The organism is Nostoc sp. GT001, assembly GCF_030382115.1.
In the GTDB taxonomy this organism is placed as follows: domain Bacteria; phylum Cyanobacteriota; class Cyanobacteriia; order Cyanobacteriales; family Nostocaceae; genus Nostoc.
In genome coordinates this window covers 6,090,130-6,105,699 of record NZ_JAUDRJ010000003.1, presented here as the reverse complement: position 1 = coordinate 6,105,699, position 15,570 = coordinate 6,090,130, and the positions used below count along the sequence as shown (strand labels likewise).

At 41.6% G+C, this 15,570-nt stretch carries 13 protein-coding genes, 2 tRNA genes and 1 pseudogene; 6 read left to right on the top strand and 10 right to left on the bottom strand.

Features of this window, described 5'->3' with window-relative positions; genetic code table 11:
- Positions 1 to 238 precede the first annotated feature (238 nt).
- The 4 genes and pseudogenes from QUD05_RS28565 to QUD05_RS28550 form a co-directional block, all read right to left on the bottom strand.
- The gene (locus QUD05_RS28565) at positions 239 to 1,840 is read right to left on the bottom strand and encodes a TROVE domain-containing protein (protein WP_289799014.1); all 1,602 of its coding nucleotides are present in this window, start codon (positions 1,838 to 1,840) and stop codon (positions 239 to 241) included.
- Positions 1,841 to 1,877: 37 nt separating this feature from the next.
- Positions 1,878 to 2,003 (bottom strand): annotated as a pseudogene (locus QUD05_RS28560).
- A 62-nt stretch (positions 2,004 to 2,065) separates the two neighbouring features.
- Positions 2,066 to 2,189, bottom strand: a tRNA-OTHER gene (locus QUD05_RS28555).
- Positions 2,190 to 2,225: 36 nt separating this feature from the next.
- Positions 2,226 to 2,355, bottom strand: a tRNA-OTHER gene (locus QUD05_RS28550).
- A 623-nt stretch (positions 2,356 to 2,978) separates the two neighbouring features.
- Here QUD05_RS28550 and QUD05_RS28545 point away from each other — a divergent pair.
- Positions 2,979 to 3,704 (top strand): hypothetical protein, encoded by a 726-nt coding sequence (locus QUD05_RS28545; RefSeq protein ID WP_289799013.1) that lies wholly within the window; start codon positions 2,979 to 2,981, stop codon positions 3,702 to 3,704.
- Positions 3,705 to 3,837: 133 nt separating this feature from the next.
- Here the strand turns inward: QUD05_RS28545 and QUD05_RS28540 are convergent, their stop codons facing one another.
- Positions 3,838 to 4,971: a quinone-dependent dihydroorotate dehydrogenase gene (locus QUD05_RS28540; protein WP_289799012.1), complete on the bottom strand. Its 1,134-nt coding sequence runs from the start codon at positions 4,969 to 4,971 to the stop codon at positions 3,838 to 3,840.
- A gap of 97 nt (positions 4,972 to 5,068) precedes the next feature.
- On the opposite strand from QUD05_RS28540, the gene QUD05_RS28535 reads away from it, so the two are divergent.
- The 3 genes from QUD05_RS28535 (at position 5,069) to QUD05_RS28525 (ending at position 10,100) form a co-directional block, all read left to right on the top strand.
- Positions 5,069 to 5,494 (top strand): GNAT family N-acetyltransferase, encoded by a 426-nt coding sequence (locus QUD05_RS28535; protein WP_289799011.1) that lies wholly within the window; start codon positions 5,069 to 5,071, stop codon positions 5,492 to 5,494.
- A gap of 200 nt (positions 5,495 to 5,694) precedes the next feature.
- A complete protein-coding gene (locus tag QUD05_RS28530; RefSeq protein ID WP_289799010.1) occupies positions 5,695 to 8,619 on the top strand; it encodes a sensor histidine kinase in 2,925 nt (974 codons plus the stop codon).
- Between the two features lie 623 nt (positions 8,620 to 9,242).
- Positions 9,243 to 10,100 carry a PEP-CTERM sorting domain-containing protein gene (locus tag QUD05_RS28525; protein ID WP_289799009.1) on the top strand — a complete coding sequence of 286 codons (858 nt, stop codon included), beginning with the start codon at positions 9,243 to 9,245 and terminating at the stop codon, positions 10,098 to 10,100.
- A gap of 591 nt (positions 10,101 to 10,691) precedes the next feature.
- Here QUD05_RS28525 and QUD05_RS28520 read toward each other — a convergent pair.
- The 3 genes from QUD05_RS28520 to QUD05_RS28510 all read right to left on the bottom strand — a co-directional run bounded on the left by QUD05_RS28520 (position 10,692) and on the right by QUD05_RS28510 (position 11,557).
- Entirely contained in the window at positions 10,692 to 10,856 is a 165-nt protein-coding gene (locus QUD05_RS28520; RefSeq protein WP_289799008.1) for a hypothetical protein, read from the bottom strand.
- Between the two features lie 142 nt (positions 10,857 to 10,998).
- On the bottom strand, positions 10,999 to 11,244 hold the full coding sequence (locus tag QUD05_RS28515) for a hypothetical protein (protein WP_289799007.1): 246 nt from the start codon (positions 11,242 to 11,244) through the stop codon (positions 10,999 to 11,001).
- A gap of 106 nt (positions 11,245 to 11,350) precedes the next feature.
- Positions 11,351 to 11,557, bottom strand: coding sequence for a hypothetical protein (locus tag QUD05_RS28510; RefSeq protein ID WP_289799006.1), 207 nt, complete (start codon positions 11,555 to 11,557; stop codon positions 11,351 to 11,353).
- A gap of 815 nt (positions 11,558 to 12,372) precedes the next feature.
- On the opposite strand from QUD05_RS28510, the gene QUD05_RS28505 reads away from it, so the two are divergent.
- Positions 12,373 to 12,567 carry a DUF2256 domain-containing protein gene (locus QUD05_RS28505; protein ID WP_289799005.1) on the top strand — a complete coding sequence of 65 codons (195 nt, stop codon included), beginning with the start codon at positions 12,373 to 12,375 and terminating at the stop codon, positions 12,565 to 12,567.
- Complete coding sequence (locus tag QUD05_RS28500; protein ID WP_194041108.1) at positions 12,567 to 13,520, top strand: isoaspartyl peptidase/L-asparaginase; 954 nt, start codon at positions 12,567 to 12,569, stop codon at positions 13,518 to 13,520. The genes QUD05_RS28505 and QUD05_RS28500 overlap by 1 nt, the downstream gene beginning before the upstream one ends.
- Here the strand turns inward: QUD05_RS28500 and QUD05_RS28495 are convergent.
- Both QUD05_RS28495 and glmU read right to left on the bottom strand, forming a co-directional pair.
- Positions 13,511 to 13,933: a DUF29 family protein gene (locus tag QUD05_RS28495; RefSeq protein WP_289799004.1), complete on the bottom strand. Its 423-nt coding sequence runs from the start codon at positions 13,931 to 13,933 to the stop codon at positions 13,511 to 13,513. The two genes, QUD05_RS28500 and QUD05_RS28495, sit on opposite strands and share 10 nt — an antisense overlap.
- A 115-nt stretch (positions 13,934 to 14,048) precedes the next feature.
- Entirely contained in the window at positions 14,049 to 15,428 is a 1,380-nt protein-coding gene (gene glmU / locus QUD05_RS28490; RefSeq protein WP_289799003.1) for a bifunctional UDP-N-acetylglucosamine diphosphorylase/glucosamine-1-phosphate N-acetyltransferase GlmU, read from the bottom strand.
- Positions 15,429 to 15,570 lie beyond the last annotated feature (142 nt).

Genomic DNA, 15,570 nt, shown 5'->3' with positions numbered 1-15,570 from the left:
AGTACAACACCAATATAGAAAAACGACCATTCAAAAATTAAATTGCTTTCTTCTTTGCGTAAGGAGAAAATCAAAAANTAAAGGCGGGTGCGGGGATTGAACCCGCTAATCCCCACAATGGTGGAGACGTAACCGATAACCCTAAATTCCTCGGCCCCGAAAGGCAAGTTGCGAACAAGGATAACCCGCCATGAAGCATGAAGGATAAAGTGTTTCATCCTTTACCCTTCAGCAATATCTACAATTCACCCGTAGCAAGCATCTGGATGATCCGAGGCGTACCTGGGTCGAATCCTGCCAAATCCCAAGACAGCGAATCTTCAGGATCTACTAAAGTAATTTGGTAAGGTGTCAAGGTGACATACACCGCCTTGACGTTAGGATTTACCTTTTTGCGGTACTCCTTCAGCGCTTGACTTGGATGCTTATACCCAGCCCAGCTTTCCGAGTCAGTCCAAAAGCAGACTACATCTGCTTTGAACTTATTTTTAATCATCCAGTCGTAAGCTACAGACGCATCCGTTCCACCGAAGTTTTGGTTGCTAGCTTTGCGAACCGCAGAACTAAAACTATCTTTGGCAGTGATACTTAATTCCCGGAATTCTGTAGCAAAGCCGCGAATCATGTAGTTTTTCTCTGCTTTTGCTGTCACCAGTGCCATTGTGGTGGCAATTTCACAGCAAGTCAATCCCATATCTGCAACCATGCTACCCATAGAACCAGAAACATCCACGGCGTGTATGAACACTTTACCTGTAGGTTGCACAACATCAAAAGACAGTTCAACCGACTTTTCTAAAATGTCCGCAATCCGAGGAACTGGGTTCCAAGTTTTCTTACTGCGTCCTAATGTCCCACCAGATTCATAAGTTTTGAGTGCTTTCAAAACATCAATTGGATGGATACGACCTTTACGCAGATGTTCCTTATTGTTGAGAACTGCTTCTACTCGCTCCAAGTTGGCAGTTTCGTCAGTTTGCAACACACCCAGTTCAGTCAAAGAACCCAGGTTACGCAGCATTGCACCTATTGGCATTTCCTGAAAGATTAGCTGCCAAGCGGTTTTGTCCATTTTGCCCACAGGTGCAGCCATTTCGTGAGTTAGGCGTCCTTGGGAAATAGCTTCATGGGTTTGAGTGGGATTCCGCTTGAGCCACTCATACCACCAAATCTGCGCCAACGCTTCTGAGGGGATATCTGCTGGCAATTCTTCCCAGCCTCTAACTACCCACTCAAATAGTTGACGGTGATTTTCTGTAGGCGGTTTGACATGGAACAACCGCAATGCATCTCGGTGGGAGAAGCCTTGACGCTGTTGATATTTCAACAGTTGATAAGCCAAGCCTTTGACATCTTCCCTTGAGAGCCAAGTTTTACCAGCTTCCCGCACTACTTTGCCAAATCCCCGCAGAGATTTGGTGTAGTTCAACCATTCGTAGAAGTGGCTACCAGTACGGACAATTTGCGGGAAGATTTCACCAAACGCCTGTTTTGCTTCTGGTGCTTCACCCATTGATAGCAACACTAAAGCCAAGATAGGCGCACTATTATTGATGGCGCGTCCATCGCTAGCATATAGAATTTCTTCTGCTACACGGCTGGGATTTTCGGCAACAGCTTTTCTGACAACTGCCACAAAATCCTCTGTTAATTCCTGTTTACCAGCGTAGTAAGTGCTTTTTGCTGTGCCAACTAACAAACAACGGTGCAGCATTTTCCAAATACCAGCGTCAAACATCCAACCGCCGGAACGTCCCTGAACCATTTCTGCTTCTCGTCCGGGGATAGGTTGATTTTGGGGTGTATTTGTTTTCTTTTTAGTGAAAAAATTGTAATTCATCGCTTCATCTCCGGGCCCTTACGGGCAAAAATGAAAGGTGGCAGAGCAGGAATCGAACCTGCGACATCCGGCTNNNGAGGCGATAACCCTAATTCGTCGGCCTTTTCAGGCAAGGTGTGAACAAGGATGTTTTTCGGCGCTCTACCAACTGAGCTATCTGCCACATAAAAATTTTGATTTTGGATTTTGGATTTTGGATTTTAAATTTAATTCAAAATTATTTAGTGTAGCGGAGCAGGATTTGAACCTGCGACCTCTCGAACCCTAATCGATAACCCTAATTCGTCGGCCTTTGCAGGCAAGAGGTGAACAAGGATGTTTAGCGCTCTACCTCTGAGCTACCCGCCACATGAAAATTCAAAATNTTAAAATTCAGTACTAAATTTGGTGTAGTGGAGCGGGAATTGAACCCGCGACCTCCCGCTTGGCAGGCGATAACCCTCAATTCGTCGGCCTTTTCAGGCAAGGTGTGAATAAGGATATTTAGGCGCTCTATCCACTGAGCTACCCACCACATATAAAGTTATGAATTAAGGTGAGGAGTTATGAGTTAAACATTTAAAATTCGTCACTCAGCACTCAATTTTCTGTAGCGAAGNNNGATTTTTACCTACACCTCCAGAAATTTGATCGGGGGTGTTTNTATTTATATGCGATAACCCTCGATACGTCGGCCTTTTCGGGCAAGGTGGGCGCTCTGCCATTTGAGCTATTCGCTATGGTGAAAGCTAACTCCCTCATGAAAGTTGACTTGTATTATTAATGTAGTGTGTGTATTATCTGTTGTCAAGGGTCTGACGAGCCAATTTAAAATTATTGCTTTGGAAATAAANAGTCTCAGGAGTACAAGTAAACTGTCGCTTAGAATTTCGAGGGATATTATCTGAGATGTATTACGATCGCCATACATCAAAACCCTCTTATTTTCTCTGTTAAAAAACTTTTGCGCGTAGTTTACCGCCGTAGGCATCGCAGACCAATCTTATACGAGCAGAAGGGTGATAAAGCTATAACACCTACTGGGTAAAGATTTTGCCGGCAAATTTGCCACAACTTTGCCAAAAGATACAAAAAAGTGACACAATTTTTGCCAAGATAGATAATATTATTTACTAAAATTCACTTGGCAAAAATCGGCATGAGTGAGAAACCCATAGAAGATAACGGTAAGGCTTTTCTCGTTCTACTTTTGCCCATCTCGTTTTTGATTATTTTCCTAGTTGCCACATGGAGAATTTTACTGGCCCTAATTGTGCTGGTAATTGGCTTCAAGCTTTGGCAGGAATATCAATGGCAACAGTGGACTCATCGAGTTAATCCAATTTTTCATCAATTGGTTCGTGAAAATCAGGGCAGACTGACGCCAATGGACTTGGCAATCAAGGGCAATTTTCCTGGAACAACGGCAAAACGCTACTTGGATAGTAAAGCCTCGGAATTTGGTGCCAGTATAGTCAACTCTGAAGAGGCAGGGCAGTCTTATTACTTTATAACTGCCAGCATTCTCGGCAATATTCTTGATAGTAGTGAGCCTGTTAAAGAACTTCCGGCTCAAGCAGTTACTAAAACTGCGCGATCGCTATTAGCACCACCGCCAACCCCACAGGAGGAAGAACCAGAAACCGAATCACTCCCACAGCCAACTCATGAGGAAGCTAAACGATCGCTGGAAAAACAGTTAATTTTTGGCTCTCTGATCCAATCTGAACTTGCGAAACGGCTAAATGTCTATTCCAGCACGGTTTATAAACGGCGAAATGATCCAGAGTTTTCAGAGTGGAGTCGCAGCAAAGACCCTGATAATATTGCCTGGTCATACTCGGAAAAAACTAAGGAGTTTTTCCCAGTGGAGGAAGAAGGGTAAAACAATTCGTAATATTTCGGCTCCTTTCGACTTCTCTACGAGACGCTACGCGTTAGCGGAGCTTTCGCTTTAGCGATACGCTCAAGGCAAGACGCTCAATACAAGTTCGTAATTCGTAATTCGTAATTCGTAATTAGAATTTTGGAATTTTTACTTGTAAACCCACAGCTTCGTTGATGGAATTTAATCCGCTTTGTTCTAGCTTGGAAAGTAAACCAGCTAGAATTCGGCGTACCATCATTGGCCCTTCGTAAATCCAGCCTGTATAAACCTGAATCAAACTAGCACCAGCAGTAATTTTTTCCCAAGCATCTTCTGAGGAAAAAATACCACCAACCCCAATTATTGGGATTTGTCCTTGGGTTTGCTGCCAAATAAAACTAATTACCTCAGTGGAGCGATCGCGCAATGGTTCACCACTAATTCCGTCGGCTTCTTCCTGGGGTGATTTGCCTGTTTGGTCAATAACCTGGGTCTTGAGTCCATCACGGCTGATGGTAGTGTTAGTGGCGATTATTCCTGCCAGTTGGTAGGTTTTAGCAAGATTTATAATGTCAGCGATCGCTTCCCATGATAAATCTGGCGCAATCTTGACAAAAATTGGTTTATGTGTAGTATTTTCTTGTTGTAATAAATCTAAGATGGCACTGAGCATAGAAGCATCTTGGAGCGATCGCAACCCTGGTGTATTGGGAGAAGAGACATTAACAACAAAATAGTCTCCCAAATCTTTGAGTAAACGAAAACTATCGAGATAATCCTGTGCGGCTGCTTCTAGGGGAGTTATCTTAGATTTTCCCAAATTTATTCCTATGGGTATCGATCGGGTTAACTCATGCTTTTGCTGTGCCAAACGTGCCGCCATTACTGCTGCACCACTGTTATTAAAACCCATCCGATTGAGAGCAGCTTTATCTAACGGTAGGCGAAATAAACGAGGACGGGGATTTCCGGGCTGTGCGTGAAAGGTTACAGTTCCTAGTTCTGCAAAGCCAAAACCCAGGTTAGACCAAATGCCCGCAGCGACTCCATCCTTGTCGAAGCCAGCTGCTAACCCTACAGGATTTGGAAAGTTTAGCCCAAACAAATTTTGTTCTAAACGTGAATCGTACAGGCATAAAGACTTCTTTAAACGTTGGTTTACCCAACTAGAAGGCGTTTGCGATAGCCAATTAAAACTGCGAATCGTCTGCTGATGTAACCACTCCGGGTCTGTTTTTACCACATTGAACAAAAGCGGACTAATTGCAAATTTATAAATATCCATTAGCTTTTATAAAGAAAAACTCAGAAATCAGAAGTCAGAATTCACTCTGAAATTATGTACGAGTAGGCTCAAAACCTTACCCAGAAGCAAAATCAGGATGATTACAGTTCAAGTAGAACAAGAAGTAACTCAGCAGGATCGGATGACTGTCATCCAAATGATTCGCGAGTTCAATCAACATTTTTTTCCGTTGTCGCAGTGGCAACCTATAGCAGTTTTTGCACGAGATGAATCAGGCTTAATTGTTGGTGGAATTCTGGGTGAAATCGGTTGTGATTGGCTTTATATCAGAGTTCTAGTTGTTCAAGAAGACTTACGCGGTAAAGGAATTGGAAGCAACATCCTGAAAATTGCTGAAAAAGAAGGTCAAAAGCAAAACTGTGTAGGGGTTCATCTTGAGACATTAGACTTTCAAGCTAAGGAATTTTATGAATCTCAAGGCTACACTGTATTTGCTTTTCAAGAAAATTACCCACTGGGTCATAAAAGATACTTCATGCAAAAGTTGTTTAATCTGAGTTAAACATTCAGAAGGCAGCGATTTTAAGTTGTATAGTTCAAATCGCTAGAAAGACGCAAAAATGCGGAATGCAATTTGAATGACGATTAGCTTAATGTCCTATTAACCTGTCCAGGTTCAACATTAAACACTTGTGGCAATATTACTCAGGGTGCTTTTCTGGGCATCTTATATATTACAAGTTATGTTAACCAATAAATCAGATGGGGCAGCCACAAAAACCTATAGCCGCCGAACAGCAGATCCTCTCTTTGGGGCGCGTCCTCCAGAGCCTTAGAGAAGAAGATGATGTTGACGTTCTGATTGAAACTACTATTTCTTATCTCAAAGAAGAGTTTGACTACAAACTGATTTGGATTGCTCTTTACGATCGCCTGAATCACATATTATTTGGAAAAGGGGGCATCACACCCGATCGCGACATGAGCTTTTTACGCCAAAGGGTTGTTCTCAGTCCTGGGGATTTATTAGAGCAAGTAGTAATTGAACAGCATCCTTTAGGCGTAGCTGATTTGCAAACTGAAATCCGTGCCGCAGAATGGCGAAAAATTGCCGAAAAATCCCAAATCCAAGGAACGATTATTTTACCGATTCGCTACAAAGACCGTTGCTTGGGCTTGGTATTACTGGGTTCAGAACGCTGGGGCTACCTACTGACAGGAGAAACAAAAGCACGTTTAATGATGGTTTTAGGTGAACTGGGGGCAGTGCTTTATCAAAATGAAATGCATAAGCACCAAAAGCAAACCAGGCGAACTGACGAGCCATTATTAGAACTGCTAGAAAATTTACGCACCCTCAGCAACCTGAATCAAAGACTTGAAGCAGCGGTGCAAGCAACTCATAAATTTGTCTCTCCCAGCCGGACAAATGTTTACTGGTTTGAGCGAGAAGGGCGCTACTTTTGGTGTCGAATGAGCAATCAGCTGGTCAAAATGGATCGCAATTCTAGCAGCCAGCAAGCAGCGGGAATGACTGTACAGGACTTGAGCGATTTTTATTATGCTTTGGCAGTTAACCAAATTGTCTCCATTGGTGATGCCCGCAGTTCTTTAAAAAGCCATTTTACGGCTAAATTGCTGCAACGTTTGAACGTGCGATCGCTCCTAGCAGCTCCGATTATCTGGCAAAAGAACTTAGTCGGGTTTCTGGCGGTGGAAAGCAATGAACCTCGCATCTGGACAGACACAGACAAAAATTTCGTTCAGGGTGTTGCTGGTTTAATTTCTCTGGTTGTACCGACCGAAAGCATGGAAAGTACGATTAAACAGATTCAAGAGGATGCTCAACTTACTAGCCAAGTTGCTCAAGGTATCTATAGCGAACATGATCTTCAGACAACTTTACACAGTTGTGCTAAAAGAGTTTTAGCTCGATTAGGTGCTACCCGCTTTTTGTTGTTGCAGTATGACCCCGAACAGAAGAATTATCAATTTATTTACCAAAGTCAGCCCCAAAATCGTCGTCCGTTGACATTTACTCTGCATACTCTCAAAGAATTAGATGGGCAGCTTTTGCAAAGTTCCACTCAAGCGGTGGAAATTGAGAACTTAGATGAAGATTTACGCTTTTTTAACTGGCGACCCTCGTTATTAGAGAATAATGTGCGATCGCTACTTGTTTGTAAATGCACTCACGAACATATACCAGCAGCCCTTTTGGTGATTACTCATGACACCCATCGTTCTTGGACAACTTTGGAAAAAGAATTGCTGTGNGGCGTCAGTCAACAGATTGGTGTAATTGTTCGTCAGTGGCAATTACATAACCGCACCACCCAGCAGCAAAAAACTTCCCAGGCATTTGAGCAATGCTTACGTATCCTGACACAATCCCAAAACAGCGTTGAGGTCGAAAAAAAGCATTTAGAATCTACAGCCCTCGAACAAATAGCCTCAATTTTGGGTTGTCCCCTAGCGCTAATGCTATCTTGGGCACCTGGTGAAAGTTGGGCAGAAATTATTCCTGGAGTGATTGACAATAGCCAATTTGGGATTTTTTCTGATGCATCTATTTATATCCAGGCTGAAGCCTTAATTCAGTGGGCACTTGTTACGGAGAATTATCTGACTTTGAAGGTGGATAATTTACCTCCAGAAACCCGGAAATGGTTGAATGTTCCAGACAAAAGTCAAATTTTGGTAATGGCATTACGTACAACTGCTGATTATGAAACCACTGGTGTCGTGTTGCTTGTAGACTATCAAGAGCGTCGTTGGTCAGAACAAAACCTGAGTGCAACAGCAACTCTGATTTCTCAATTAGCCTGGTGGCGTCGTGAAAAGCAAATTACCCGACTTTTAGAATCCACAACCGAAGAATTACGACAACTTAACTGGTATAAACATCGTCGCCTAGAGGAAATTCAAAGAATAACGGCGCATTCTCTTAAACAAATACATGATTTGGGAATTCCTGCCAATGAACTGACTCAGATGCGCTACCAGCTATTACTGCGGCAGTTAGACCATACAGCCACCTCTATGAGTGGAATGCTAAAACTTGAGAACTGGCAGCTACATATTAGTTGGGAAACTATGCCCATAGCTAGTTTACTGAAGCGATCGCTCGAACGGATCGACAATTTACTTAAACAACAAAAGCTGTGGATTGGTGTACATGGTTTGGGACAACCTATTGACGAGCAAGAATCGCCCAAAAATTCTTCATTAGTTAGAGGCGTTCCTCCCTCCAGCGCTCAATCTGCAATGGCGATCGCTGGTGATATTGTCAAAATTGAATTAGTTATCCATGAATTATTGATTACTGCCTGTAACCGTTCTCAAACCGGTAGCAGAATTGATATTTGGTGTCGCCGTTTAGATGCGTCAAAACCCTTAGATATAAAATATTCTTCTTCTACAACTGGAGCGGCTGAACATCAGACATCGCTAGAACTATCAATCACGTATAACGGTGTCATCGAACCACAGCTACTCACGGAACTACATGATAATACACCTAAAGATGTGCTTGCTCCTTCCAAGCTCGACCAACCACCAGCTTTACATCTGGTGATCTGCCAAAACCTCATGCAAGAACTAGGAGGAGAGTTGAATTTCTATCAGTTACCAGATAATCGGGTAGTTAGTCGCTTGTTGTTGCCGTTAGCTATTCATGATTCTTAATACCAATTCGTAATGACGCTCTCTACGAGACGCTAAAAGCGTAGCTTGCTTCTCTGAAAGAGTACGTGGACTCGCTACCGCTACGCTAACGTAATTCGTAATTAAGAAAGTCAGATATGGCCTGGCTTTCGGGGTTTGAATGTGTTGCCTCATTTTAGAGAATTGGTATTAGAACTCCTGCCTCCTGCTATACAGTGACTTGCTTGCTCATCAAAGGATGCTTTGGCAGCAACATCACTTATGTAAACTTTTCTCTACTGAATTTGTGAACTTTTCCCTACGGAATCCTTACGTAAATTCCAATTAAAAAACGCTCTTTTTTACTCTAGCTTTACAAGAAACTAGTGGATGTACGATTAGTATAAATATGTAACCAATTAAACGCATACTTAACTTAATAACTAAATTACTTACGCGGTTATTACTTATAGAAAAGTGTGTCAATGGTAAATAAAAATTAGTCCTTAAATAGAAGATTTCTTCTACATAAGACCAATATAGCTTGAAAAGTTCTCAGGCTGACCATCCTCCTTGCCTATAACTTGTTCTTACTTATCAGTAAGGCAGTAGATAAGCATGACAAATTTGCAATCTTAACATCCTAAACAAAAACAAAAATTTGTATGAAAAGCTACACTGAAATTGTAAAGCGTTTTTTTGCATTGGCTACTCCAGCGATCGCTACTTCGATATTGGCAACCTTACCAAGCCAAGCTGCTACCATTGCATATTCTGAGTCCAAATTCAACATCAACAACTTTAGTACTAGCCCTTCAGATGTTAGGACTTTGACTGATAATGTAACCACAGCAATTAGCACAGGTGGTCAAGTAACTGCTGATGCTAACGCTGAGGCTAAGTTTAATATCGATGCAAACAACTCTGCCTCGAATTTGTCCTTCAGCCAAGCTCAAGGTCAGGGTGATGGCTATACAGGGTCGGCGGAAAGCTTTGCTGGGATTATCGGTTATGATTTCATAGTTGACAAAGAGTTTTCTTTTGATTTCAGTGGCTTATTTAACCTGAAAACATCCATTGATGATGCCGTGACTGAACGTGCAAATGCTAGTGGAGAGTTTTTATATCAGTTATACGACAGCGATACTGGTAATCTTTTAGACTATTTCAAGATTTCTGGAAATTTATCAACAATAGGTAACAATGATGCTTTTGTATTTGAACCGAGTAGTAACATAACTCTTGATTCAAATCAGACTACTATTGATAAATCTTTTGGCGGAACACAGGAATATGCTTTGACTAGCTTTAAGGGTAAATATTCCCGTACTTTCGATAAGTTAACTCGTTTAACCTTAATAGAATCTAAAAGTAATCAGGTGAGCGTCTATACTGTCCCAGAACCCTCAACAATTCTAGGTTCGCTGTTTAGTTGCACTATGTTTGGTGCTATCTCAATACGCAAGCGAAAAAGAGCTTCTTCATCTGCGTTGTTGGTTAATAAAGATTTAAGGTCTGTTTAGTATGTTTGCACTAAGAAAAGTTCAGGTCTGAGAAATGACATTTATGGAAACCCCAAGTCAGTAGGTATGCAGATAATTTTGTGATTTTGCACCCTGACAGACAAGCATTAAAAAAATGCAAATAAATAGCGATAAAAATGAAGTTGTCATCTAGAAGGGATGAAACTGCGAACTCAATCCTCATGGATTACCCTGTAGAGGCCAGTAATCCACCAATTATTTGGTTTCGACTGAATGAATCGCACTTTATTGCTGCGTTTTCGTCCCTACCCATTACACAGCCACACTTACAAACGTGTATTCTAGTGGATAGTGTGAGTCATTAACACTTTCTTAATTTAATCGCCCAATGCTTTTTTCTTGTTAAAAGTTATAGATTTTCGATCATCCACAAGTTTGTACCCTGATTTTTTGTAATCAACAGGGCGACAATATTTTTGGAACTGTGGATATCGTTTTAAACCCGCAGTACCCCTTTTACGGTTGTCATAAAACCAAGAGATAGAAGACTATGCTTGTTCTCAACTGGTAAGTCTTGCCATTGAGTTAAGTTCATTAGCAAAAGAAAAGTTAGCTGCAAATACAGCACAATCAATTCCATAATTTATGCAAATCTTTTTTAGCTGTATTTTTAATATTCATCCATAGCCAAATACAGCTATTTTGAATGAGTTTTACAGTCAGAATTGCATTATCTACTGCTGTTATCTGGGCTGACTTTTCATCAGCTTTGAACTCAAAAACAAGCATAGTCATTTAGCAACGCCGAAGTGTCACTTTTACCTACTGTCTTATACTACATATATGTGGTATCAGATAGAGGTATAAAAATATTCCTAACAAACTTTTATGGGCTATGTCCATAAAAGCTTCCTACAATTTGGTTATGCCAGCTTTATTAAACTTTTGCCGATGTATCGACAGATGCAATAACCTTATCACCATCAGTAATAGCGGCAGCAATACCGGCACCAATAGCACCTGAAATCTCAGCTGAAATACCGGATTTGTCTATTTTATAACTGCTCTTCTTAGCAGTAGAATAACCACGTGCGTAAGCAGATGCAAATCCCCCTTGTACTTGACTAAGATCGGAAACTTCATCTTCACAAAAACTGAGATCGGAAATTCTTAATCGTTCCATAAAAAAGCTCTCTTTGAAAAACAAATGTATTGCTGAAAGTTATCAAAACTTTCAGCAATTTTTCTATCTAAAATGCACTGTAGCACATTGTAGTGCTAAGGCATATTTAGCCGGCAGAAGAACTAGATGAACCGACACTAGCAGATAGGCTGAATTTCTTAGAGACAGCAATGGTGCTAGTGGCAATGCTGGTGATAGCGATGTTTTTACCAAAAGCGAATGCTTTTGAATTAGCATCTGCAAAAGCTATTCCACCTTGAACATTCTCATTTTCAAGAACGGTTTCTACATGAGAAAGATCGTTGATAATCATGATTTTCTTTCCTAAGAGCTAGTAAGGTAAACTTGTTTGTTGTCGTGCCACTACAACTTGTTTTTTAGCAGCATACAAAGAATAGCACTATTAGAATTCGATGAATAGTAGTTTTACGTAAATTTTCTTTCAACAAGTAAAAAACATTCTATTATCAAGTTACTGACACTTTCTAATATTTAGATATTGTTTAAAAAGTATCTTGCTGTGTATTGTCAAGTTACTGACACTTTCTAGTATTTAGATATTGTTTGAAAAGTGTCTTGCTGTGTATTATCAAGTTACTGACACTTTCTAGTATTTAGATATTGTTTGAAAAGTGTTTCACTATGGCTTTAGGCACTTTTACATTCCCTAACTTCCAGGGCTATTTAATTCGATCTATTAGGAATATTGCCAACAGCATAGGCAATAAATTTGGTGAAGTTAGTAATCGAAAAATTACTATCTTAAAGAGTCAATTTCAGTGGGTTGCCAAAGCCTTGACGTAGGCATCACCATTTTCTTGTGCAATCAGATTTTTTATTCACCTGATTTTTTTGCTTGAAGCGCTTGTAAATCAGCACCTTTTAGGAAATGAAACACTCCTGACGGGTTAGGGGTATCTACATAACCTTTTATTTTTTTCAAGTCCCTAAAAGAGAAGGATAGTAAGATTCAAAGCCTCTCTCTTTTTAGAAAAAATATTGTAAGTAAGTCTAAGGATAGATTGACAATATATTTGTTCGTCGAATTTATCCTGCCTTCGTAGCAAACTGGTTATAATTATCTTCCATCTCCCTCAGAGATTAAATTCTCATCTACACAGTATTTATATGGGACGTGTTCGTTCTAAATCTGACCTACCCACAAAAATCTGTCCGGTATGTCAACGTCCTTTCACATGGCGTAAAAAGTGGCAAGATTGTTGGGACGATGTGAAATATTGTTCAGAACGTTGTCGTCGTCGCCGTTCTGAAGCTCAAAATGAAACCAACCGCGATACAGACGCAAATAGCGCAAGAGATTAATGGAGTTACAGGTGCAACCTAAATTAATTATTCATGGAGGGGCTGGTAGTTCTCTCCACGGTAAAGGCGGATTAGAGGCGGTGCGCCGATCGCTCCATACAGTAATAGAAGAAGTTTATTCTCTGCTATTGTCAGGAGCAACTGCCTCTGAGGCAGTGGTGCAGGGTTGCCTAATGCTCGAAGACAACCCCCGTTTTAATGCTGGTACTGGTTCAGTATTGCAATCCGATGGACAAATCCGTATGAGTGCTTCCCTGATGGATGGTGCATCAGGACGATTTAGTGGTGTGATTAATATCTCGCGGGTGAAAAATCCGATTGATTTAGCGCAATTTTTACAAAGCTCGCCAGACCGAGTGCTATCAGATTTCGGTTCGGCTGAGTTGGCGCGGGAAATGCAAATTCCCAGCTACAACGCCTTAACTGATTTGCGATTACAAGAGTGGATACAAGAGCGCCAGGATAATTTTAAAAGCACAATGGCTGGCGTGGTAGCAGAACCCGAACTACTAGAAACCAGCAATGCCGGACGCGGTACCATCGGTGTAGTAGCTTTAGATGCATCTGGTAAGCTAGCTGCTGGCACTTCTACTGGTGGTAAGGGATTTGAGCGGATTGGCCGGGTAAGTGATTCGGCGATGCCAGCAGGTAATTATGCGACTAGTAATGCTGGTGTTAGCTGTACTGGCATTGGCGAAGATATCATCGATGAGTGTTTAGCTGCACGGATTGTAGTGCGTGTCACTGATGGGATGTCACTGAAGGAGGCAATGCAGCGATCCTTTGGGGAAGCCCACGAGAACAAACGCGATTTGGGAGCGATCGCCTTAGATGCTAGTGGAGCGATCGCTTGGGGGAAAACTAGCGAAATCTTACTCGCCGCCTACCATGACGGGGAAAAAGTTGGTGACACCTTGGAATGGAATGATAGTGAATTGATCGGCTATTGTTGAATCAGTTTCAGTGCTTCGGCTAAAGTTTCTTGCTGGTCAACCATTGCAGCTAATTCTTTGGCTTCATAACGCCCTTCAAAAGTTTCTAGCGCCGCTCGTTTCAGTGCCACTTGATATCCTTGTTGCAGAATATCGAGTAATTCTGCTTGATTCAAGTAAAAGCCACCAGATTTGCGGCGCTTGTTTATTTTGTTGATTTCCCGCACTGTATTTTCTATTGAAACATCCCAAGAGCGAGTAGAACGTTTTTCGGCCATTTGTTTAATTAAATGGATGAGCAGAATCACACCATAACTATCAATTTTATTGATTTTGTCACTGAGGCTCATTTCTTCTAACTCATCCACCAACAGTAGCGCCTCATGGATTTTGCCTTGTTCTAGAAATTGCCTAAGTTCTAGCAGTTCTTCCATGTATGTTATGTGTTGAGATTTTGGCTATATTACTAATCTAACTAGATTAGATATCTGGCAAAAATCGTGACTTTAGACTATAAACCACAGATCAACCGCGATTAACACCGATGAATTATTTATGTTGATCTGTGGTTTCATTTTCAACATTTTTCCTTCGCCAAGCTGGTTTCACCACCTGACGACTACGGGCAATTACCAGAGAATCATCAGGCACATCTTCTGTCACAGTAGAACCAGCTGCGATATAGACATCATCTCCCAAAGTGAGTGGAGCCACTAAAACGGTATTGGCACCAGTTTTTGTGCGATCGCCTATTTTGGTGCGATGTTTCTTCACGCCGTCATAGTTGGCAGTAATTGTACCAGCACCAATATTCACCTGATTGCCGACAACAGTATCGCCTATGTATGACAAATGTGCTGCATTGGTGCGATCGCCTAATTGCGTATTTTTCAATTCCACAAAATTCCCCACACGGCAACCAGCACCCACCTGTACTTGACCGCGCAAATGAGTATAAGGCCCAATTCGGCTTCCGGCCTGCACGGTGCTATTTATGACTACTGAATATTGCACTGTGACATTTTCACTTAATTGACTATTTTCAATTAAACTCCCCGCNCCAATGTGACTTCCTGCTTGGATTACCGTATTTCCCCGCAGGTGAGTTTGGGGTTCAATAATTACATCTGGCTGCAATTCCACTGTTTCATCAATGGTGATGCTTGTGGGGTCGATGAGGGTGACACCCGCCAGCATCCATTTTTCCTTGACTCGTTTTTGCAAAATTTCGTATGCTGTTGCCAGTTGCAAGCGATCGTTGATGCCGAGAATTTCTTGGTAATCTTCCACATCCACTGCCATAACTTGTCCCACCTGAGTCACAGCATCGGTAAGATAGTATTCTTTTTGAGCATTGTTTGCCTGGAGGTGGGGAAGCACCTTTGCCAAATCTGGCCAGCGAAAGCAGTAAACTCCAGCGTTAATCCGCTGATTTTTTCTTTGAACAGCAGTACAATCCTTGTGTTCGACCATTTCTTGCACAATATTTTCATCGTTACAAAAAACGCGCCCATAGCCTGTGGGATCAGGTAGGTGCGAGGTGAGAATAGTGGCAGAGTTTTGATTTTGGACGTGAGTTTGTAACATCTGCTTAAGAGTTTCGCTGCGTATTAACGGTAAATCGCCGTTAAGTACCAGCAAATCTCCAGTGTAATTTTCCAAGTGAGGAAGTAATTGCTGGATAGCATGACCTGTACCCAATTGCACAGTCTGTTCGACAAACTCCAAACTGGGGATTGAATGCATGGCGGCTTGCACTTCCTCGGATTGATATCCCACAATCACGATTCGCCGTGAGGGCGAAAGTGGTTCTACACTTTCGAGAACTCTCTCTACTAGCGATCGCCCACCTAAAGAATGTAAAACCTTGGGTAAGCGTGATTTCATCCGTGTGCCGCGTCCCGCCGCTAGAATTGCTACAACTACCATAATTAGCTATCAGCTATCAGTGAAATGTGATTAATGCTGTTGGTACTTTAAAATCTCGGCTCAAATCATACCAGCTAATTATAGAAGACTGAAAATATTAAAGGAGTCGGAATTAAGGAGTCGGTATAACTTTACTCCTCAA